Below are 24,048 nucleotides of genomic sequence, written 5' to 3'. Positions count from 1 at the left end.
TTCTTGTTTTTCCTGTCTTAAAATTTCACATTTATACCCAGCCCTATATACCTGGACGAAGGGTCCTGGAGGTTATTATCATCGCCGTAATGCGTTTCGGGCCGGTTGTTTTCTTCAGACCTTCCGCTACCGAAATCGGGATCGATGATATCGGCTTTTTTCCACACGAGCAGGTTGTACCCGTTGAGCGTCATATCTATATGTTGCACTCCGCCTATATTCAACAGGTCGGTAAAATCGTATTTAAGGCTTACGCTGCGGAGTTTGAAAAACGTGCGGTCAAAAACGTTGGCAAACTTTTCATTTTCGTCGGTAGTTACCCGGGCCCTGTAGGGATAATTCTGGCTCCAGGTCTGCCAGTTCACTGCCGTTGTGTTTTCCCCGAACACCCTGGTATCGGATATAACATTCCCGTTCACATCCTGGTTCAGTTCCCCGCTGACCACATTCACGCCTTCGGGCACGTAAACCGGTTCCCCTGCGGCATATTCGGCATCCCTGTATTCGGTGGAGTTGGGATGCTTGCCTCCCCACCACATCTTTTCTATGGTCTGTGACCTCATAATACCGCCCCATACTCCGTCTATCCCGACATTCAGGGTGAATTTTTTGTATCTAAAGCTGTTTTGCAGTCCCAGCAACCAATCGGGCGCCCTGTGCCCTATTTTCTGTTTGAAGTTGTCTTTAACCGGAAGCCCTTCATCATTCAAGATGAGCTGACCGTCCGGGGCCTTTTGCCACACTTCGGCATAAAAACTATCGGCACGGTCGTTCAGGTACAGGTCGCCAAACCGTTCCTGGCCTCCGTAAATGCCCGTGATCTTCTTTTCCCATGTGCTCCAGTTTGTGGTAATGTCCCAGCGAAAATCATCCGTAAGTACCGGGGTGGCATTTAAAACCACTTCATAGCCGTTGGTAGTGTATTCGTTGCCGTTTACCTTTCTGCTTCCGAATCCGGAGGCAATGGAAATCGGCAAATCTATGATCTGGTTGGTATCTACCACATTGTAATAGGTAAAACCCAGTTTTAACCTGCCGGTCAGGAAAGACGAGTTCATACCCAGTTCAAACGAGGTTGATTTCTCCGGTTTGATATTCGGGTTTACAATTCCGCCGGGATAGGTGATCCTCGGTGTGGAGCCAAAGGTCTTTTCATTTTCCCCGTTGGCGTCGTTGATATAGTACGGTGTTATCTCGTAAGGATCGAGATCGCTTGATACTTCCGCCCAGGAACCGTAGAGCTTCAGGAAGTCGATCGCTTTAGGTAGTTTTATATAATTGGACACCAGGGTGCTCGCCGACAAAGACGGGTAAAAATAGGACCTGCTTGATTCGGGAAGCGTGGAAGACCAGTCGTTACGGGCGGCAAAATTAAGGAACAGGGCATTGTAAATGTCCAGCTCTGCGGTAGCGTATATACTGTGTATTGCCTTTTCTTCCAGGTAAGTGCTTCCCTTAAGGCTTCCCCTGCTGTTATTCAGGCTGTACACCCAGGGTTCGGCAAGCCCGTCGGTGGCATTGTATTCTTCCTGGAATTTACGGTAAAAGGCAGAAGCACCGGCATTGACGGTAAAGCCGAAATTGTCGCTGACAGATTTGTTATATGTGGCCAGGATATCGTAATCCACATTCAGTCGTTCCCTGTTCCAGGTTTTATAATCGCCATCTCTCGGATCGCTGTAGTTGAGATATGATTTCGGACTTTGCCGGTCTTCAAACCGGTCTTTGAGCACCGCGGAAGCCCTTGCCTGCAGGTTAAGATCATCCGTAACCTCATAGTTGAGCTTTAACTGGCTGTTAATCACATTGGCATCGTAAGTCTGATTCAGTTCGTATGCCGCAAAATAAGGGTTGTTGTACCAGGCATAATTCCAGTTGGCCTGACGGTATCCCTCCTGCCCCGGAACATAGAGGTGTTCGCGGAGTTCTTTTCCGTTGACATCATCGCCCATCCATATCAGAATGGTATACATGTGGTTTTTGGGGCCGTAACCGTGCCTGGGATAGTTTGGCGAATACACTTTGTTGTAAGCGAGTTTACTGTCCAGGGTAAGCCGGTCCGTCAGTTTGGTGGTCGCCTTAAAACTCAACCCTCCCCTTTTAAGGCTGGCATTGGGCACCCTGTCCTTCTGTTCGGAGAACATTCCCGATATTCTGAACGTCCCTTTTTTGCCCTTGTGTGCAATGGCAAAGTCGGTAGTGCTCACATAGCCTGTTTCCAGGAAGTCTTTCAGGTTATCGTGATACTCCCAGGGAATGGGCACCCTGGAATACCGCGACTTATCGTTGTATTCCGTACCGGACACGTCACCCCACCAGGGAATGGTTTCCCCGGTCTCATTGTCCCGGATCGGGCTGTTCCACTGGGGGATCATGACCCCGGGTTCGAACTTGGGCCCCCAGATCATATCGCCGTCGGAAATCCCTCCGTCCTGTCCGTCCCAGAATTCATATTTACCGTTAGATCCGTTCCCGTATTCGGTCTGCGTTTCGGGAAAGGCGGTAAAACCGGCTGTGACCATGGTATTGTGGGACACCGATATTTCCAGGCCTTCTTCGGTAGCATTTTTAGTAGTGATGAGTATCGCACCGTTCCGTCCCCTCGAACCGTAAAGGGCCGATGCCGTAGTCCCTTTCAGGACGTTTATATCTGCGATATCATTGGAGGAAACATCAAAGAAATCGGTTTCCACCGGGATACCGTCAATAACAATAAGCGGCGTTTTTCCCCTCAAAGAAAAAGACGGCGACTGGAACAGTCCGGTGGGATTGGTTACGGAAAGACCGGCTACCTGTCCGGAAAAAAGGTTACCCACATTCGGGGTGCTCACTTCTTCTATGGTACCTAATTCTATATCCTGGGTAGCATATCCTATTTTTTTCTCTTCCCTGGTAATTCCCAAAGCAGTCACTACCACCTCATCCAGTCCCTGGGCATCTTCTTTCAGTGAGATGGTTACAGTGTTACTGTCATCCGGAACCGTGACTTCCCGGGTTACGAACCCGATATAGGATACGATCAAAACCGCATTGTTCCCCGAAACATTTATAGTGAAGTTACCGTCAAAATCGGTAGCCACCCCGTTGGATGTTCCTTTTTCCATTACACTTGCCCCCGGCAACGGCTGTCCTGATGCATCAACAACTTTCCCGTTCAGGGTTTGCTGCTGATTTCCGGCACGACCCGGATTTTTCTTTTTGATCAGGATCGTCTTCCCGGAAACATTATACTGTACCTCCGCACTACCGGCCAGTGCATCGAGAATGGCATGCAGTGGTTTATTACTGTACGTGAGCGAGAACGTTCTCGTATCTTTCATAATGTCCCCGCCGTAATTGAAGTGAAAAGCGGTCTTTTTTTCAAGGATGGAAAAAATATCGTCCAGCGTAGCATTCTCCACATTTATGCTTATTTTTGAATCGATACCCCATTTGTCCGTCGCTTTTCCAAGGGCAATGGTGTGTACAAGTGCCAGTACCGCAAACGGTACCAACATAGTTTTTAGCTTTTTAATTTTCATAGTGTTAGATGAATGTGTTTTTTCGATTTTCATTTAATACTCAAACCGGTTCGGGCCTGGTGCCACAGGCCTGAACTTTTATTCTTCAGTGTATTTCTTTACTTTTTACGGTGATTACATTCTTATTTATTTTAAGTTTAACATTGGTTATAAAGTGCAGTTTGGATAGCACGCTTTCCAGGCTGTCCTGTTTTAAGAAAGAGACTTTTACCTTGTAATCTTTCAGTGCCGGATCTTCAAAGTGAAACGGTAGTCCGTAGCGGAGTTCCACCAGTGTGGACAGCTCGCCAAGCGTAATATCTTCATAATCTATATCCTTGTTCATCCAGCTGGAATAAAGCTGTGATTTCACTTTTTTCTTTACCAGTTTTCCCGACCTGTTGTGCATAGCGGCCTGTTCATCTGCCAGTAATTCCACACTGTCTGAAGGCGTACTTACTTTTACTTTACCGGTAGAGACCGTCACGTTGACGGTGCTGTCACTCTTTATAATGTTGAACGTGGTTCCGAGGACTTCCGTCTTTACATCTTCCGAAACTATTACAAACGGTTTCTGCTCGTTCCTTGCTATCTTAAAGTATGCCCCGCCGCTAATTAATTTTACCGTGCGGGAATTACCGTCAAACTTTTCAGGGTAACTGAAAACGGTATTCCTGTTAAGGTATATTTTACTCCCGTCTGCCAGGGTAAGGGAATCTATTTGCGAAGTGGTGCTGACCATAAGTTGTGCTGTCCCTCCCGTCTTATACTGCCAGACAAAAAACAGGCCCATACACAAAACCACGCATGCTGCGGCCATATATCTCACAGCCTGTTTTTTTCTTTCCGCCTTCCTGATCCTGAGCCGCAATGAGTCACGGATCTTTTCCCCGAGCTCTTTTTTATTACCCGACGAGGTGTCCCAGGCACTTTCCTGCTTATAAGAGTCCGTAAAATCCTGAAGGACCTTGTGCTCTTCCCCGGAGATCTTTCCACTCAGCAGCTTGTGTATCAAAACCGACAGGGGATGTTGTTCTTTACTTTTCATTTACGCTTGTGCTTACACGGTAATGTGCGGAAAAGGAAAAAAAGTACCATCCGGATATATTAAGGTATTGTTACGGGTATGTAAACAAGAAGAAAAGTGGTTAAAAGAAGAGGAAACAGGATTCTTTAAGGAGCGTTCTCAGGCTCTTTATGGCCCTGCTCAACTGGTTCTTAACGGTTTGGGTCGACAGGTTGAGTTCTTCTGCAATTTCGGCATTACTCAGGTTCTGGTATTTACTCAAATACAGTATTTCCTTTCTTTTTTCAGGCAGTTGTTCCAGTAACTTCCTCAGAAGTTCTGTTTGTTCGGACGATTCGCTTGCGGTATGTTCTACCAGGTAGTTCTCAAAATCACGGTCAATCCTGTCTGTGGGAAATTCTTTGTTTTTATAGGCCCTGAACAAGCGGTACTTGACACTCTGGTATAAATAAGCCTCTATGTTATTTACCTCTACCGATGCTCTTTTCTGCCAGAGTGAAAAAAATACTTCCTGAACGACATCCTGCGACAATGCACGGGAACCGGAAAATTTATACGCAAAGGAAAACAAGGGTTCCCAATACCGGATATAAAGCCTGTCGAAAGCTTCGCCTGCACTACCTTTCAAGTTATACGCCAGCTCTTTATCCGATTCTCTTTTCAAAACTTAAAAATTTGTTAAAGAAAAACGGCAAGTTATCTGTTTTGAGCACTCTCCGAAAAAAAGCCGCATTATTTTTTTGTAAAGTCTTATTGGCAAATATGCGGGTATAAAAAAGTGCCTTTCCAAAAATGTCCGTACAATTTGAAAAGGCAACTTTTACAGGTACCTGTATTTCGTGACGTGGCCAATTACCGCTCCGGACCGGTCTTGTGACCATACCGGAACCGGCCCCGCACTAAACAGGTATATTGTTTCTATGGCGCTTCGGCAGGAGTAGCCGCCACATAGATATTCCGGGCCCTGTATTCGGCATATTCGGGGCCGGGGGCACCGCTGGAACCTTCCATTTGCATATTGATGATCAGCCAGAACGGTTTTCCTACAAAATCGGCCGTATGTGTGCCCGTCTGATCTCCGTCGATGTAGAGCTTGATCTCCACATCGGTTTGCGAGGTTTTATTGATGATCACTTTATAATTGTGCCAGTTTCCGGCATCGGACACCGTGGTTTTGGTCGTTTGCCAGGACGTGTTCTGCCAATCGGGGCCTGTCACCGTGTTTTGCCAGTTGGTATTGTTCCCTTTAAACTCCATAATGTCGATCTCCGGCGGCCAGCTCCAGGCCCCGGTGATCCAGAAGGCCGGCCAGGAACCCCTTGTGGTAGGCACCTGGAAATCCCCGCTGATCTCCCAGGAGGGCAGCGAATCACTCACCACAATGTGTTCCTTAAAATGAATGGCCCCGGAATGGTATTTTATTTTTAACCAGGGATCGGCAGAACTGTCTCCTTCGTCTTCATAAATGCGGTTGGCTTCTATCAGCAATTCACCGTTTCCATCCAGCGTTACCTGGTCTTCATACATCCGGGCCGAGCCGTTATGATCGGTTCCCCACGGATAAAACATTTCCCAGTGCTCTTCGAACTTCCGGGTGTTGTCAAAAGTGGTGGAATCCAGGAAAACCACGGGTTGTACTGATTTTGCCTTTTTCAACTCCTGTACATCGGCCCGGCTTTCCGGAACTTCCCCGATACCGGTTCCTTCCGGTTCGTTATCGTCCGTACATGCTATCAGCGCACAAATACAGCATGACATTAACAAATACTTTGGTCTTTTCAGATACTTCATAATAAATAGGTTTTATAAAATTCGAATGATAAGATTTTAGAGCGTTTTTCACCGGCAGTTCCGGGGTATTGCTTCAACTCCATCCACTGCCAGGCGGTATTGCGGCATACCCTAAGGAGGTCTGTTTCTGGGTAGTTTCCTCAGGGAAAACCCTTTCTTCCTTTGTATAATTATGAGTGTTTCCATACAGGGTTTGATGATGTTGGGGCCTACCACTATACGGTAGCGTTCTTCAATCCGTTTCTGTACTACCTGTCTCCGGTAATATACCATAAGGTAAAGTTTGTGCTTTGGCCTGCAGGTAATAAAAATCGAGCGTAACCCCCGGGTCGATCATATAAATATTTAAACTGTGCTTTCCTTTCCTGTTAAGTGTAACAGGGAGCTCTGCACTTGCCAGGTTTCTCAGTACATTCAGTTTCCAGCGTTCACTCCTGCCATGGGTCTGAAAGTTAACAAGCCTGACCGGTCCGTTATCCCATTGCACCCCGACCCGGACCTTGTGGTCACGGGTTAGCGGGTGCGTGGGCAGGGCAAAAAGGAATAACTTTGCCTCTTCCGTAACGGTTTCCGTTATAAAATGATACGTCAGTTTCGGATGATCTTTTATGCTGATCGTATCCAAAGGCACGGCATCAATCGGAGAGGCTTGTATAGCGTTTCCGCTATATCCCAAATCCTCAAGGGGCTTCCACCTGTATTTTTTATCACCGGTTACGGAAGAGAAATGACCGGCATAGGCTACGGCCATACCGTTCTTTTCGGGAAAACCTTTACCGGGGTTTTCTCCCATATCTCTGACACGGATATCAACCGGGAAATCTTCACCGTTTAACCTCAAAACAAATTTCGATTGCGACGGGCTGCCCGATCGCTCCCATGCCTTCCAATTTGTTTCAAAATAAATCCTTTGCTGAAGTTCGTCCGTAGCGGTATTCAATGTTCCGTCAGGCTGCGATACTTTTACCCATTCCGGGAGATCCTTTACGGCCCAGGAAACGCTTCCTTCCCTTTTCAGAAAAACATCGATAAAATAACGGTCGTTCTGATTGGCATAGAAGAAAGGAAGTTTATCACCGTTTTGTCCACGGTCTTCAATACGGTATCCGTATAAATCCCCGCTTTTATCGGGAGAACCCGTTATTTCGGGGGCTTTGAATACCGGTAGCTGCCTCGGTGCCATATCCATCATATGGTTCCATTTTCCGTGTGAGATCCCGGTATTGTACTGTTTTGTGATCCGGGCAGTACTATCGTGACTTTCCCGGGACAGATCCTTATATTTTTCCGCGATCAACCGTCCTTCACGATTATACTTTATGGCGAGGTCCCTGTAGAGGTATTTCATATTCATAAACATAGCCCCCTTAGCCGGATAATGAACCAGTTGAAAATAGGTGTCCTTTAGTTTTTCGGGCAAACTGTAATAGATACTGTCGGAGGTACGCCCTAACTTCTTATAGGCATCCAGCCGTTTTTGAACCTCATCACCCCATACGAAGGGATCGTATTCCGTTTCGTGAACTTCAGTTGTAGGCTCGGTCTGGCTCCATCCCATATATTCCGGTTTTCTCTCGAAGGCGAGGTCGTAATATTTTTTCCGCAGTTCACTTATTTTATCCCCGTACAAGGGGCCGAAAATCCGGGTGTAGAAGTTTTTCCGGTGTGTATTCAGGCTTTCGGTATCTGCGAATGCTTCGGTATCATAAGCCATGTCCATAAAGAGCTGCATATTGTATTCGGCGGGCTTTATGTCTCCTACATTCAATATCCAGAGCCGGTCAGCGCCTGTTTTATAGGCTTTCCACATTTCCTCGCGGATCAGTGAAGGATGCGTGGTACTGAGCCATAGATAGTCATGAGGCCTTCCCCAGTAAGAAGCGTGATAGTAGACCCCCGTACCGCCTTTTCTCTTCCTTTCTTCGGTGTTGTTCAGGCGGCGGATATAGCCGTAGTTATCATCGGGCCAGACAATAGTGACATCCTCCGGAAGCTCCAGTCCTGCGTCATAAATACCCAGCACTTCTTTATATGCCGTAAAAGCCTGGGGGATGTCTTCCACGTTCCGATCCAGGTATTTTTTCAATAATCCTCTTTGGTCTTTGATCACTCCGTCCAGAACGGCTACCGCATCTTCCCTGCTTTCCACTCCCTCCATACCGCTGTCGTGAATTCCCCGCATTCCCAAAGTGTAAAAAGCATCCAGTCCCTTGCTTTCTTTTACCCTTTCCTCCCAATAAGCATACACCTGTTCTTTATTGGTCCGGTAATTAAAGGCGCCTCTTTTATTTTTGTCCCATTCATCCACATTGTTCCTGAGCATGGGTTCGGCATGGGAAGTTCCCACGATAATTCCATATTTTTTTGCCACTCCCGCATTTCCGGGATAATGAAAGAACGCCCTGGTACTGGGGTGCATGGCCGGCCAGATAGTATTGGCCTTTAAGCGTAGCAGGAGTTCAAATACCTTTTTATAGGTTTCGGGGCCTATATCCCCCGTTTCCGGTTCGAATGTTTTGGCCGCCCACGGTTGCAGGCCCCAGTCTTCGTCGTTAATAAAAATACCGCGAAACTTTACTTTGGGGGCATCTTCAACAAGCGGCCCGGCGGGAATTTCCAGCACTTCTTTTTTCTCCGGCTGAACGTCCGCCCACCAGTACCAGGGCGAAACCCCTATCCTCCTGCTCAATTCCATCAAGCCGTGTGCTGTGCCCCGGGGATGACTGCCCACAACAAAAAGAACATTCTTTTTGCCTTCCGGACCGGTGACTGCCTTAATGACATAGCCTTCCCACTTTGACTTTAATTGATCCGTATCGATCCCCGCTTTCCTGCATTCCTTGTCAAAATCACTGTTTACGCCAAGGGTCCCGGCTTTTAACTGGTATTCGGAATTGCCCGCAATCCTTAATTCCGGTTTTTGACCGGTAATACGGTATACATCATCTGCAAATAATTGTGCTGCCGTGTGTACCGGCTGACTTTCATTCCCGTTGAGGATTATTTGTGCTATCGTTTCAGGAGATGAAATGATAAAGGGATGTTTTTCCTGACCCGATAAATTTGGGGAAATTGAAAAAAATGCAAACAGGGCTACTAAAATTCTATTCAATACTTGATTTCTCATTGCTGTTATTACTATCTATTTTTTTACTACAAACACATCTTCAATTCTTACATAATCATCGGTGCTGCCGTATGTGTTTAGGCTTTTGTCACTCCACTTCGGATGTTCACCCAAGACTTCGATGCTCAATGTATATGTATCCTTTTCCAGAAAAGGGCTTAAAAACTTTTGTGACGAATATTCGTATTTACTGTAAAAATCCATGATGCTATTGACGACTTCTTCGCCTTTGCTGTTTTTTATAATAACCCTTCCATAACCACTGGTATTATTTGAAACCGCTTTTATACCCACACCTTGGCCTGTGAATGTATAGGATATTGCCGCCCCTTTCTCATTTGAACCCTGTATTCCTTTGTTGGTTTCCCAATGGCCGCGGACTATCCGGCTTTTGTCTTTTACGGGTTCCTTTTTCCAATCCACAGGAGACCATCGTACATTGGCCATATCAACCTGCCAGTTTTCCTGGAATTCGGGAATGGACATTGTATCTCCTCTCACCGTTATCGGTTGCCAGACCTGGGTAGCCGAAGAACCCTGCCTGGGAAAGGACCATCGATCGCCCATGTACATAAACAGCGTATCCTTGGTATTGGTTACCGGGAATACGAACGAACACTGGGAATTCCAGGTCAGCGTGCCCTTTGGTGCAAACAATCCTTTCATGGTCCAGGGACCTTCCGGTGAAGTGGCGGTCATGTAGGTATTATCGTTTCGCTCCCAACTGGTGAGGTTGGAGCTCAGCCAGTAATATACACCGTCCTTTTTAAACATCGCCGGGGATTCTCCTCCTCCCTTTTGGGAAGTAACCAGCCGTTTCACCGATTTGTAATCGGACGACAGTTCATAGATCAACCCGTGATGAATAAGCAGGTAGCCTTTACCGTCGGTATCCCGGAAAGTCCCCATATCCCATTTCCGTATGGGCTTCCCTTCGTGTAAAATCGCTCCCTGAAACTGATAATCGCCGTTTACGGTCTTAGATGTTGCATAACCGATATGAGGATCGTTATATTTCCGGTCGTCCGTGTGCATGTACATGATGAATTCCCCGGTTTCGGGGCATTTCATCACTTTTACGCGTTCTCCGATGCGGCCGGGGCCTAACAGTCCGTCAGGTTGCCGGGGCAGTACTATCTTTTCGAATTCCCAGTTCTTCAGGTCGGTAGATGAATAACAGCTAAACCCCATAAAAACATTGGTATCCGATTTGTATTCCCCAAACAGATAATACCGGCCGTTCTCTTCTACAATACAGGCACCGTGAGCATTGACTTCATTATTGAACTGATCGAACCAGGGGATACCGCTATGAATGGCTTCGTACCTTTCCTGCCCGCTTATATTTTGAATGACCAGGCCTATTTGCAGTACCATTAAAAACCTTATTTTCATCTGCTCTTTTTTATTTATTTTTCATAGGTCATCCCGATGGTTATCGGGAGGAATGCCCCAATGATCATTTTGTCCCGAAAGCTTTCGGGAGACATCCGAGAAATTTGGCTATGGGCATTTCATATTCTCCGATAAATCAAAAATTATTAAATTGAAATTAATGAATCTGACTATTGCACATCAATGGTCAGCACCTGATCGGGCAATCCTTCCGCACTGACTTTGATCCCCGCTTTTCCTTTTGAGCGGCCTGACTGAATGGTAAGCAGGGCTTTTCCGAAATAGGTTGAAATAGCGTTGCCGGTAAAGGGATCTCTCAAATCTCCGTTGTCCAGACCTAATAGCTTTCCTTTTCCGGATATTTCAACCGTAATTGTTCGGTCGGCATCAGGAACTACGACACCGTTTTTGTCTACAATCCTGACTTCAATATGAGATAGGTCCTGACCATCGGCAGCAATATGCGTACGGTCTGCAGACAGCAGAATTTGTGCCGGTTCTCCAGCGGTTTTTAACTCATAAAAAGCCACTTCCCGGCCTGCCTTGTATCCTTTAGCTACTATTTTGCCTTTTTCATAAGGAACATGCCATTTGATGGTGTTATTTGAATAATCAGAAGTATTCCGGAACCCCAGAGATTTGTCATTCAAGACTAATTCCACGCTATCGCAATTGGTTGTGGTGTGAACCCGGATGACCCGACCTTCATATTGGGGGAAATTCCAGTGATCTGCCAGAAAAGGCCAGCTCCAGTGGGGCTTTCCCGTATCAATATCCAATGACTGATCAGCTACTGCGATCCTTACCATCGGTTCATTATTCCAGACGGACCGGTGAAATGCAGCAGCAGGTTTTTCAAACATGCAGACATCAAAAAGACCATTCACCCGCCCGATGCTGGGCCATCCTTTGCTTTCACCCAAATAATCAATCCCCGGCCAAATGAACTGGCCAAAGACAAAATCATTGTTTGCCACATCATACCATGGATTAACAGGGTCAAAAGCTTTGAACTTGTCTTTTCTCCCGCGATAATAAGAAAAGGCTTCAGATACGTAGATAATCCGATCGGGAAATTGTCTTTTTTCATCCTTCAGCCATGGCTCCTGGTAATTGTAACCAACCACGTCCAGGCTTTGAGCATAATCATTTACATTATGCCTTCTCTCCTGATCCGGCCGAAGTGCTGCCGTAACCAATCGACTGGGATCCAGGTCATGGACATAATCCCTTAGCATAATGGCACGCGCTGTACCTTCCCCGCTTGTATCGTACTGCTCGTTTGTTTCATTTCCGATACTCCAAAGAACAATAGAAGGGTGGTTCCGGTCCCGAAGGACCATAGCGTCCATATCGCGCTGCCACCAATCCTCAAAGTATTTCTCATAGTACATGCTTTTCCATTTATCAAATGCTTCATCAATCACAACAAAGCCCAAGCTGTCGCACATATCCAGAAACTCCGAAGTAGGAGGATTATGGGAGCAACGGATAGCATTAACTCCATATTCTTTCAGTATCTGAAGCCTGCGCAGGTATGATTTATCAGGGACTGCAGTACCCAAAGATCCGGCATCCGGATGAAGATTCATGCCCTTCATTTTGATATTCTTTCCATTGAGGAAAAAGCCTTTATCCGGGTCGAACCTTATTTCCCTGACACCAAACGGAGTGGTATAACTATCCACCGTTTTACCATTTACTTTTACGGTGGTTTCCATCGTATATAAGTAGGGTTCTTCTATTGACCAAAGCTGAGGTTCCCGGAGCTTTAAAGCTTGCTGTAGCGTTTCTTGCTTTGATTTACCGATCTCAAGTTCAGACTTTTCCTCTGCAACTATATTTCCTTGCTTGTCAACGATCCGGTTTTCCACCAACACTTCTGCCGGGCTTTGCGTAGCATTATTAATGGTCGTAGCTATGTTGACTTTGGCTTCCTTCTCTGAAATCTCCGGAGTGGTGATGTAAGTCCCCCATGTGGCGACATGTACCGGATCAGTCACTTTCAGCCAAACATGTCTGTAAATGCCCGAACCCGAATACCAACGTGATGAAGGGCTGTTGCTATGGTCCACTCTTACGGCAATCGTATTCTCTCCTCCGTAGTTTAAGTATGGAGATAAGTCATATTCAAATGTAGTGTAACCGTATGGGTGAAACCCTAAATGCTTCCCGTTGATATACACATCGCTTTGGTGATAAACCCCGTCAAATTGGATAACTACTTTTCCGTTCTTATAGGTCCCGGGGACCGTAAAGCTTTTGCGGTACCACCCAATACCTCCCGGAAAATACCCCATTGCACCTTCCATCCAGCCTTTACCGGCATTTTCCTTTGATACCTGTTGCTTAATACTCCAGTCGTGCGGCAACTGAACTTCCTGCCAATTGCTGTCATCAAAATCAGTTTTTTTGGCTTCAGTGACATCTTCAAGCGAAAATTTCCAGTCAAAATCAAAATTCTTTGTTTCTCTTTTGTTTTGTGCCAGACTCAGGACAGATATTACAAGAAAAATAATGGTGTGTATAAGTTTCATAACCGTTTGTGTTCCGGACCGATGACGGATGACCGGTGACCGATGTATACATCTGTTTTTTATCTTATAGTTATTCATGGCTTTTTATCAGGTTGAATTTTTGAGTATACAAAATCCCGGAAGTTAACCGCTCCTTCCCCCAAGGAAACCAGGCCGGTCCGCAAGGAATGAAAGCCTCCGAAGTTTGTATGGTTATAACCGTCAACTACAAACGAACGCCGGATCTTTTGCCATTTTCCCCCGTCGGGACTGTAATAAAAAGTAACCGTATTTTCCACATTCCGGATTTTCAGATAACCTGTCCGTCCCATGGTGTTCCGGCCCGAATTCAGGGGCTCACCTCTCCGGTATATGGTGAATTTCCCTTCGTCTGCAACCAGTCCGGCGTACATGGATTCATCGTAAAAAAGGACAAGTCCCCCACTGGCATCTCCGGCCAGTTCATAATGTACCTGTATCTCATAGGATTCATCCGACGGGATACACAACAACGGAGCGCTGTTCCCGGGATCATCCCCTTCAGCCTTAAAGTGAAGTTTTCCGTCACTGACCTGCACCCGGAACGGATCGTATTTCTTAAAAAAAGTCCATTGCAGCCCCAGTTGATTCTCCCCGAACTTATCGGAAAGTGAAAATTCCCGGATTCCGTTTTCAGGAACTTTTTTCTCCATGGGCCGATCGGTTCGAATATCCGAAGGCACCTTAAACCAGCCGTCCGCTGTCCATTCCACCGGTTCCATTAAGGTCTGCCTGCCCAGAGTATAAAAGTCCTTTTCATAGGCATGATATACGATCCACCAGTTCCCGTCCCGGTCTTCAACGAGAGTGCCGTGCCCCTTGGCATGCCATTTTTCACTTTTCGAACAGGTGTGGACCACCGGGTTGTAAGGGGAATTTTCCCAGGGACCGAGAGGCGATCTCGACCGGGCGGACACCACCATATGAGCCGTAGCCGGCCCTACCGTACCTCCTTCGGCCACAGTGAGGTAAAAATAACCGTCTTTATACGTCAGTTTCGGGCTTTCCAGGCATTTACAGGCTACATCCCAATCCCCGGGAATATCCCACCCGTCATAGGAATGAAATATTTTGCCCTTTGCCGACAATCCGTCATCTGCCAGTTCAACGACCTTCCCTCCGTTCAGGTGCAGGTAGCGTTTGCCGTCCGGACCTGCAACATGCCCCGGATCAATCTGCCCGATATTCAGATCAACCGGGTCGCTCCACGGTCCTTCCGGACGGTCGGCAGTGATCACCCGGTTTGTACCACCGGCCGGAAAATAAATGTAGTATTTGTCTTTGTATTTGAAAAAGTCGGGCGCCCAGACCGAACCCACATTTTTATGAAGGGCACGGCAGACCGGCTCCCAGTTCACCAGGTCTTTGGAATGCCAGATCAGTAATCCCGGGTAATATTCAAATGACGAGTGGGTCATGTAATAATCGTCACCATCCCGGAATATGGACGGATCGGGGTAATCGCCTGCCAGGACCGGGTTGATATAGCTATTCCCGCCTGCACGGGCCGGGTGACTGATGTTGGCTACCGGTTGTGACAATAAAGCCAACGGCAGGAATACTAACAGTAAAAATATCCTTTTATGCATGGCGGTGTTTTTCTTCTATTCAAGGTGATATTTAAAGTTTTAGTTGTTCGGATGATTTTATTTTTTAACAAATCTCAAAAGCTCCCTTCTTCAGACGAAAACCTGTGCTGAGCCCTTCGCCTAAGCTCAGGATAAACTAAAACCGAAGTAGGGGTGTCCCGACAAAGGCCGGAACGGGGAGTTTGGCCCGTCCCAAGCCCTGGGATTAAATTCTGAACGTTTGCGTTTTACCTGTGGTTTGGGCTTTCTAACCCTCCGTCACACCTGAGGTGTGACACCTCCCTTTATCAAAAGGGAGGAACCTTACAGGCTTAAACACTGAACCCGTTTAATTATACCCGGGGTTCTGCGGGAATTCCCCCGTATCGCGGTCTATTACGGATTGCGGGATGGGGCGCAGCAGATGAAATTCCTGTAACTGGCTTTCCCGCTTTGCCAGATTGTTGTGTTCCAGGGTACGTTCCATTAATTTCCCGGTGCGTTTCAGGTCCATCCAGCGTTTGTACTCACCGATGAACTCACGTGCCCTTTCGTCGAGGACCAGGTCGAGGTCTACATCGCCGGCCCCGATCTCCATGGCTGCTTCATTCCCGGGAATGGCAGCCCGTCTCCTTACCGTGTTGATCCGTTCGGCCGCAGTACCGTTATCACCCGACTGGAGATAGGCCTCCGCTGCTATCAAATAAGTCTCGGCCAGGCGGAACAGGAAAATATCGCGGGTGCTTGTATAATTCGTCGTATTGCCGTGAAATGCAGCATCGGGATCATGGAATTTCCAGACCATGGGGAATTTCCCCGAGCCCCCGACATTTGCAAAATCCTGCTTCCAGGTGGGATAGGTATAAATACTGGCCACGGGATGTTCGGCCATAAAGTCGAGCGAATCCTGTTCGGTAAATTCCTCGTCCCATTTCGGGAAGTACACTTTCAGATCACCTGCTTTGATGCCCCGTGATTCATCATCAGTGGTGGCGTAAAACGTACTCAAAAAGGTCACATCATAACGGCTATCCACACTCGTATCAAAAAGTGAATACAAGAACTGCGTAGGCGTAAATTGCGATTTTTTCCAGTTGTATGTGGGGTTTTCACGTTCAAATCCGGGTTCCTTCGTCCATAATTCCCATCCCCAATGGGCACTTTGCCCGTTTCCATCCGGAAGGCCCTGATTATTTACTCCCAGGGTCCCGGCATCATATTGAACCGAAAAGATGATCTCGTTATTGTTTTCATTACCGGGGGTAAAAACGTCCTCAAATGTACTGACCAGGGAATAATGACCGCTGTTGATCACTTCATCGGCCAGGGACGCTGCCATTGCGAAATCATTGCCGGCCGCATAGGATTTATAGCCTCTTGTAAGATGCATCAATGCCAGCAGGTGGTTTACGGCACCTTTTGTAATACGCCCGAATTCTTCGGCCACATCGGGCAGGTTGTTTTTCGAAGCTTCCAGTTCACTGATGATAAACTGGTACACCGATTCTTCGGAAGCCCGGTCAAAATGGGTGGCAACACCATTAATTTCTTCTTCGACAATGGGGATATCACCGAATTGCTCTACCAATAAATAGTAATAGTATGCCCTGAGAAACCGTACTTCTGCCAGTCGCTGTTCTTTTCTTGAATCACTGATGCCACTGACACCATCGGCCCTGGAAATGGCCGTGTTGCAAACCTGTATTGCCCGGTAACAATCTGTATAAAAATCGGAGACAAAGGCATTCTGAGGATCGAGGTTGGCATATTCGTTAAGTTCACTGCTGAATACATCGCGATTTCCGTAAGAACCGCCAACGATCTCACTTTCGCCCCGGGTATAAATATCTACGCCCAGGCAAAACAGCCAGGGATCGTCTCCCCATACGTCGCGCAACGTGGAATAAGCTGCACTTACCAGGGTTTCGAATCCTTCGGCATCGGTAAAGTATCCTTCCGCAGTAATATTACTCCTGTTCTCTTCTTCCAGGAAGTTTTCACAGGAAAAGAGAAACAAAGTGAAAAAACTGATTATTATATATTTGTTGATTGGTTTCATTTTGAATGTAATTTAAAGTTGGACATAAGACTGATTCCTCCCGGATCTTACGTCTTAAATCTTATCTTAGGTCCCATTGTTTTTAGAGTTCGAGGTTAACGCCCAGTAAATACGAGGAATATCCGGTTGCCGTACCCCAAGTGTTCTGTGCCGCCCATTCGGGATCAAAACCTTCATAGGAAGTAAATACAAACGGGTTGGTTGCGGTAAAATAGATACGGAATTTATTGAGGTTCAACTTGCTCAAGGCACTTTCGGGAAGCGTATATCCGAGTGAAATATTTCCGACACGGACAAAAGAGGCATCCACATACCTGAAATTGTTGAAATATTTACCGCTATTTCCCGGCTGCGGGTATTTGTTGGAAGGATTGGACGGTGTCCAGTAGTCAACATCCACATTTTTGTAGTTCCCTTCCAGACTCATAAAAGACGACCTGAACGTGCTGAACAATTGCTGGCCCTGCCGGGTATAGACATAGACTGAAAAATCCCAGTTTTTGTATTTCAGGGTATTGGTGATACTTCCGCTCCATTTTGGTGTCCGCTGACCGATGATCTTCCGGTCCTCTGCATCGATCACCCTGTCGTCATTCAGGTCCCTGACCCTGACTTGGCCCGGAGTTTGTCCGTATTCAGCGGCCAGGTCGGCCTCATCGGATTGCCAGATCCCGTCAAATTCGTAATCGTAATTTACCTGTATGGGTTCTCCTATGAACCAGGCATTACCGATATCATCTTCTTTTCCCCCGTTTAACTCCACGATCTCATTTTTGTTGGTGTCAAAAACAATTCCGGTGGTCCAGGAGAAATCATCGGTCTGAATGTTCACCGTATTCAATGCCACCTCAATCCCGGAATTTCTCACCCGGCCAACGTTGTCCCATATCCTTTCCCAGCCACTTGTTTGCGGAAGCTGCCGCTCCATGATCAGGTCTTTGGAATCGCGCCTATAAACATCGATCGATCCGTTGACCCGGTAATTGAAAAAGCCGTAATCCAGTCCTATGTTGAATTCTGTTGTTTTTTCCCAACTCAGATCCTGGTTTGCCAAACCATTTTTGTAGTACGAAGTGGCAACAACGCCATCGAAGCCGTAGTTTCTCTGCGAGATATTCGATTGTGTTCCGTAAATATCCACCGCATCGTTACCTGAAACCCCGTAACTCAATCTTAATTTCAGGTTACTGAGCATGTCTGCCGTTTTCAGGAAATCCTCATCGGATAGCTTCCACGCAAAGGCTCCCGAAGGGAAGAAGGCCCATTTATTGCCCGGCGCCAGCCTGGAAGAACCGTCATAGCGTCCTGTAAGCGTAAACAGGTATTTGTCGTTATAGGTGTACTGCAACCTGCCCAGGAAAGAAGCCAGGCTACGCTGCCTGTAATCGGTCTCCGATCTTGAAATATTCTCCCTGGGCACCGCATCCAGGTTGTACCATTTGCTGTTAAAGGGAAAGTTCCTGGCTTCCTGAACGGCGTTTTCCCATTGTTCGTATTGTATGCTCTGAATAAACGTAAAGTTGAAGTTGTGTTTATCCATTGCTTTCTGATAGGCCACCTGATTGTCCAGGACATATGAAAAATAGTCTTCGGTAGCATAACTGGCCCGTGTATTTTCGATCTTTCCGGCCCCGCCTTTCCTCCATTGTCCGAAATAGGCCCCGTCCCTGTTATAGATCATGTGCGGTGAAAGCTGGGACCTCAGCGTCACCCCTTCTATAGGTTCGAATTGTAAAAACACATTCCCGAAGGCCCGGTAACGGCGGTTTTCCCTTATTTCCCCGTCGTCCTTGTATTCGAACAGCGGGTTGGTTACAAAATCATTCCGGTAAGCAAAGAATTCAGGGTCGCCGTTCTCATCGTAGGGATAAGCCACGGGCGGCAACCGGTAGGAAGACCGCAAGGTTTCAAAACTCCCCTCGTTCTGGATGCTATACGTAAAATAGAGGTTTCCCCCCGCCTGCCATCTTTCACCGAATTTCCGGTTGAGGTTCAATCGTAAGTTATACCGGTTAAAATCTTCACCGGGCACCGTTCCTTCTTCCTTTAATTGTCCCAGGCTCAGGGCAAAGGTACCTTTGTCATCCCCACCGGAAATGGTGACGGTATTGCTGGTCTGCAACCCGTCGCGCAATATGAGGTCTATCCAGTCTGTGTAATTGCTATTGTCAATCCTGTTCCACTCCTCTTCGGTAAAGAAATCGGGGTTGGACCGGTCCGTGTTCTTTCCCTGGTTGGTAAACAGGTCTGTCCGCCACCTTACGTATTCATCGCCATTCATCATATCGGGCAGATTGTTCGGCGTCCGGACACCCACATAACCGTCGTACTGGATGGTGAATTTTCCCTTTTTTCCTTTTTTGGTGGTTACGATCACTACCCCGTTTGCCCCTCTCGAACCGTATATGGCGGTTGCAGATGCATCTTTAAGGATGTCTATTTTTTCAATGTCATTGGGATTTAAATCGGCCAGTCCCGATCCGGTGGGAATACCGTCTACCACGTAAAGCGGAGCATTAGAATTATCAATGGAACTCAGCCCCCTTATGTTTATCTGGAATCCACTGCCGGGTTTCCCTACATTTTTTTCAACGTTCACCCCGGCTACCCGTCCCTGTAAGGCACCGGCCGCATCCGGAATTGATGTCGCAGCTATGTCTTCGCCTCCCAGGGAACCCACGGAACCTGTTAAATCCTCTTTTTTCACGGCCCCGTAACCGATAACGACCACTTCTTCCAGCTTGGATACATCTTCCCGGAGCACAACATCCACTTGTGCCTGCCCGCCGACTTCCACTTCCCTGGTGGTAAAACCCATATAACTGAAGACAAGAATACCGTCGCCGTCAGGGACAGATATTTCATAATTGCCGTCAAAATCTGAAGTTGTCCCCGTTTCGGTACCCTTGAGGAGAATGGTAACCCCGGGAAGCGGAGCTCCCTTTTCATCGGTTACCGTTCCCTTTACCAAAGATTGTAAAAGCGGGGGATCATCCGGCTTTCGTCTTACTACAACAACATTGTCCTCCGTAAGTGTAAAATCGAAATCGCGAACGGAAAGGCTTTGTTTCAGAAGTTCATTTGCCATAACCGTACCCTTTTTGAGGAATATTCCGGAACAGTTTTTAAACAGGTCTTCCTGGTAGATAAATTTATATTCCGTTTGTTTTCTTATCATGTCGAATACTTCGTCGACCGTTACCGTTTTATCCGCGTCAATGACAATTTTGGCATTCTGGGAGAGAAGATTTCCCGGAGAAAAGCCGAATACTGCGGTAAAGAACAGGAATATAAATGTTTTCATAATATACTGCAGAAGTGTTTTTCCGCTAAGAAAAAACCCTGCGATTGGTTTAACTTTCATAATTTTGTGTATTGGTTAATTTTTGATCAATAGTCGAAAAGGGAATAAAGCGCTGCTGTGAGAGGTTGTGACTTTGTTCCCTTTCTTTTATTATTTAATGGTGACTTTTCTGTTTTTTATTTCATAGGCATTGATAAAGTTTGTGTTTTGTATGATATTTAATATTTCTTCCAGATTCTGATCTTTGCTCAACACCCCGTTAAACCTTACATCTTCGAGGGCGGAGTCGGCAAATTCCACTTCTACATCGTACCACCTGGACAATACTTTCGCAATTTCTTTTAAGGGCATGCCCTTAAAACTAAAGAGGCCTTTTTTCCAGGAGATCTCATTGTAAACATCGACATGGGAAACGGTTATCCCGTTATTGGTCAGGTTCAGGTCCAGTTGCTGACTGGGGGCCAGGACCTGTTTTGCGTCTTTAGTGTTGACGGTGACTTTCCCTTCTACCAACGTGGTATAAATGTTGGATTCGTCCCGGTATGCCTTGATATTGAATTCCGTACCCAATACTTCAACTTCCTGCACTTGAGTCCGTACTTTAAACCGGGCTCCCTTGTGGTCTGCGGCAGGAGACACTTCAAAATAGGCTTCCCCGTAGAGAAGTTCCACCGCACGGGTTTTCCCGTCCGTAAATGTCACGGGATATTTTAACCGGGATTCGGAATTCAGCCACACTTTTGTGCCGTCGGATAATTGTACGAAAAACTGGCCGCCCCTGGGAACCGTCAGATAATTATAACGTATTTCCGGAACACCCTCATCATCGGCCGGTTTGTAGATGATCTGCTTTCCGTTACTGTGTGCATTCTTGGCCTGATAGGAGGTTTCCGTCCCGAGGGTTACCTCCGAACCGTCTTCAAGAGTCAGGGTAGCCTTGTCCGTACCGGTTTTTATAACCGTACTGACAGGAGCAGCATGGGGAGTTACCTGCTTTATGTTACGGATCGCCACATAAGAGAGGGAAAACAGTACGATCACAAAAGCTGCCGCAACATATTTAAACCGGCGTTTTCGAAGGTTTAGAACCGACGTTTTTTTCTTCCGCTTTTCAGCTTTGTCCAGGATGGAATTCCATGCGGTTTTCTCATCAACTGTGGCATGCTCCGGAACTTTTTGCATTAGTGAACCCCAACGGATATCTTTAATAAACGAGTGGGTAGCACCGAGCTCTTCCAGGCGCACTTTTTCAGATTTGCTAAGTACCCTCAGTTTTTTCTTTATAAGGAGTAAGGCTATATGAAAAATGTCATTCATTTTCCGGGTGTCTTTATATACAGAACAACGGAATTACAAAAAAGTACTATTAATTTTTACATTTTTTTAAAAAAACCTGTTAATAATTCACTAAAAGAGTGAAAAGCAATATATTATCAAGCCAGAAGAAAGTGGATAATATGATCTGATTCCTTAAACCGGGCCCTTAACGATTTATAAGCGGCCGATTTTATGGTTTTTACGGTTTGTGTTTGAATTCCAAGCGTTTGGGCGATCTCATCATTTTTCATTCCCCTAAGGCTTAATTCGATGATCTCTTTCTTTCGGCCCGACAAGGTTTTTACAGCCTGATGCAACTGCCTGGTGATCTCTTCTTCCAGAACTTCCTGTAAAAACAGGTTTTCATCTTCTGCCCGCTTTATGGTGTTTGAAACATACTTGTCTTTTACCTTGAGGTGTTTGATGTGATTATAGCATTTGTTGCGGGTAGATTTGTATAGATAAACCCTTAGCGATGTTTCATCCGGAAAGGTAAGGTCCTTTTCCAGAAGGTTGACAAAAATATCCTGAACCAGGTCTTCGCACTCATTCCTCAAAGGGAGAAAACGGTTTGCATACAGCACCAATGTACTGTAATATTTATTGAATATCTTATGTAAATCGTTTTTGGTAAACACGTTCTATGAATGAGCTCATTATAACTTCTTCCGCAAATACAACCTATAAACCAGAGGAATGTACCCGGTCATATTATTTTTGTACATAACACGGCAGGGGCTCTTTACTTCGGAACATACACCGGAATACCGGAGCGGAGGTTTTATTGTGGCGGTAACCTGCCCCGGACATCTTTCTCATACCCCCTACACAGTTTTTGTACAATATACACTTAAAAACCTGGGCAGAAAATTTCCAATGGTATTTGCCGTTGGTGTGAAGCACTGTTGATCTTGCCCTGATCGCAAATTTAACATAAAATGTAAATTATCATAACTATTGCCTAATATTGGAATCTCTACGCCCGAAAATGTTATAAAATAATACACGGAAACCGTTTTCGGTCAATATTCCGAAAACAATTAATTCATCCCTCTCCCGAAAAATATCCGAATGTCTTCAATCTTATCCCCTCAGCCATTGTTTGAATTCCGAAGCCTTGTTTTTACTGATAATAATATCTATCGGGGACTTGGGCACGACCTCTATCTTCAACTGATTGTTTCCGTACTTATATATTTTATCAATGCTGTTTATGGAGAGAATAAAGCGTCGGTTCGCCCTGAAGAACAAGGAATTGTCCAGGTCTGAAAACACTTCTTCAAGGCTGTTGTTACTGTGAAATATCCTGCCGTCGATGCAGCAAATATGGGTAACGGTATTTTCCATATATATAAAGGCTATATTGTCCGGTTCTATGGAAACGATCTCATCTTTTACATAGGTCAATATCCGCTTTTTGGCAAAGCTGTTTTCCCTGTTCCCGTCGGGATCGTCTTCATCTGCATTTTTTTCTTTTTCCTCCACTTTCTGTTTGTACAGGGTAAGGTCGTGATTTAGTTTGGAAAGTGTCACGATATCCCTGGACAGCCCTTCGTTCTTTACCTCCAGTTTCTTTTCGTACCGCCCGCCGATAAGGCGTACCATAAACAAAGACATCAGCACGATCAGAATACCCGAAACAGCAAAGGCCAGGATAAAATTGTTCTTCAACTGCTGCATTCGCTTTTTAATATGATCTATGTTGGCATGAGCAGCGATGATCCAATCGGTATTCTTTACAGGGTAGAGATAAATGATCTCCGAATCCTTTCCTTTATCCGAAAATTCCCTGATACCGCCCGATTCCTTTTTTTGTTTCAGGAGGGTGTAGAGATCATACAGGTTCGGCTCGGTATAAACGGCAGGCTGAACAAAGGATTCTTCCGGCAAAATCAGTTGCCCGATCTTTTCCGGATCAGGGTGACAGATCTCCACCCCGGACCAGTTGAACATACATACAAAACCGGACTCCATACTTGTATTTTCAATACTTTTTTGAAGATTGTTCACCACCTCGTCTTTAGACAGGCCGTTCTCCAGCTGGAACTGTACCAGGGAGGAAACTTCGCTGGCTTCCCGCTTACTCGATTCAATCTGGGTCCGTAAAAAGTGATTGGTAGATATCTCCAGCAGGTAGTTCATGCTAAAATAGCCCACGGCAAAAGTGACTATGGCCAGGCCGAGAAAAGTAAAAAAGTAGACGTGATCTTTTTTCATAAAGGGGGTAGTTTTTACAAGGTGTCAAAAATACAATTTTTAACAGGAGAAATATTATAACGGATGTATGGTTCTTTCCGGGAGCTTACCGTTTCTTAATCGCGTTTTTTCCCTTTTACCGGTTATTTTTTCCCTCTCGTTCAAATTTATTTGGTGTAATCATTTTGATATCAATTAATTTGATGTGT

Annotated in this window: 13 protein-coding genes; all 13 read right to left on the bottom strand. The window is 46.1% G+C overall.

Going from position 1 to position 24,048, the window contains the following annotated elements; translation table 11 throughout:
• Nucleotides 1-17 precede the first annotated feature (17 nt).
• Nucleotides 18-3,497 (bottom strand): SusC/RagA family TonB-linked outer membrane protein, encoded by a 3,480-nt coding sequence (locus tag LS482_RS18615; RefSeq protein ID WP_233029021.1) that lies wholly within the window; start codon nt 3,495-3,497, stop codon nt 18-20.
• 109 nt (nt 3,498-3,606) lie between these two features.
• Entirely contained in the window at nt 3,607-4,548 is a 942-nt protein-coding gene (locus tag LS482_RS18610; protein WP_233029020.1) for a FecR family protein, read from the bottom strand.
• A 100-nt stretch (nt 4,549-4,648) separates the two neighbouring features.
• On the bottom strand, nt 4,649-5,191 hold the full coding sequence (locus tag LS482_RS18605) for an RNA polymerase sigma factor (protein WP_233029019.1): 543 nt from the start codon (nt 5,189-5,191) through the stop codon (nt 4,649-4,651).
• A gap of 254 nt (nt 5,192-5,445) precedes the next feature.
• Nucleotides 5,446-6,318 carry a family 16 glycosylhydrolase gene (locus LS482_RS18600; protein WP_233029018.1) on the bottom strand — a complete coding sequence of 291 codons (873 nt, stop codon included), beginning with the start codon at nt 6,316-6,318 and terminating at the stop codon, nt 5,446-5,448.
• Between the two features lie 232 nt (nt 6,319-6,550).
• On the bottom strand, nt 6,551-9,430 hold the full coding sequence (locus LS482_RS18595) for a glycosyl hydrolase 115 family protein (protein WP_233029017.1): 2,880 nt from the start codon (nt 9,428-9,430) through the stop codon (nt 6,551-6,553).
• Nucleotides 9,431-9,460: 30 nt separating this feature from the next.
• Nucleotides 9,461-10,840: a family 43 glycosylhydrolase gene (locus LS482_RS18590; protein ID WP_233029016.1), complete on the bottom strand. Its 1,380-nt coding sequence runs from the start codon at nt 10,838-10,840 to the stop codon at nt 9,461-9,463.
• A 170-nt stretch (nt 10,841-11,010) separates the two neighbouring features.
• Complete coding sequence (locus tag LS482_RS18585; RefSeq protein ID WP_233029015.1) at nt 11,011-13,377, bottom strand: glycoside hydrolase family 2 TIM barrel-domain containing protein; 2,367 nt, start codon at nt 13,375-13,377, stop codon at nt 11,011-11,013.
• A gap of 74 nt (nt 13,378-13,451) precedes the next feature.
• Nucleotides 13,452-14,984 (bottom strand): family 43 glycosylhydrolase, encoded by a 1,533-nt coding sequence (locus LS482_RS18580; RefSeq protein WP_233029014.1) that lies wholly within the window; start codon nt 14,982-14,984, stop codon nt 13,452-13,454.
• A gap of 328 nt (nt 14,985-15,312) precedes the next feature.
• Nucleotides 15,313-17,022 carry a RagB/SusD family nutrient uptake outer membrane protein gene (locus LS482_RS18575; protein ID WP_233029013.1) on the bottom strand — a complete coding sequence of 570 codons (1,710 nt, stop codon included), beginning with the start codon at nt 17,020-17,022 and terminating at the stop codon, nt 15,313-15,315.
• A gap of 82 nt (nt 17,023-17,104) precedes the next feature.
• The gene (locus tag LS482_RS18570) at nt 17,105-20,326 is read right to left on the bottom strand and encodes a SusC/RagA family TonB-linked outer membrane protein (protein ID WP_233029012.1); all 3,222 of its coding nucleotides are present in this window, start codon (nt 20,324-20,326) and stop codon (nt 17,105-17,107) included.
• Nucleotides 20,327-20,476: 150 nt separating this feature from the next.
• On the bottom strand, nt 20,477-21,643 hold the full coding sequence (locus tag LS482_RS18565) for a FecR family protein (protein WP_233029011.1): 1,167 nt from the start codon (nt 21,641-21,643) through the stop codon (nt 20,477-20,479).
• A 116-nt stretch (nt 21,644-21,759) separates the two neighbouring features.
• Nucleotides 21,760-22,281 carry a sigma-70 family RNA polymerase sigma factor gene (locus tag LS482_RS18560; RefSeq protein ID WP_302849331.1) on the bottom strand — a complete coding sequence of 174 codons (522 nt, stop codon included), beginning with the start codon at nt 22,279-22,281 and terminating at the stop codon, nt 21,760-21,762.
• 445 nt (nt 22,282-22,726) lie between these two features.
• Entirely contained in the window at nt 22,727-23,860 is a 1,134-nt protein-coding gene (locus tag LS482_RS18555) for a LytTR family transcriptional regulator (protein WP_233029010.1), read from the bottom strand.
• Between the last annotated feature and the right edge of the window lie 188 nt (nt 23,861-24,048).

The sequence above is a fragment of the Sinomicrobium kalidii genome, assembly GCF_021183825.1.
GTDB lineage: Bacteria > Bacteroidota > Bacteroidia > Flavobacteriales > Flavobacteriaceae > Sinomicrobium > Sinomicrobium kalidii.
Note: the sequence above shows the minus strand (reverse complement) of the source record. Positions and strands in the feature narration are given on the sequence as shown.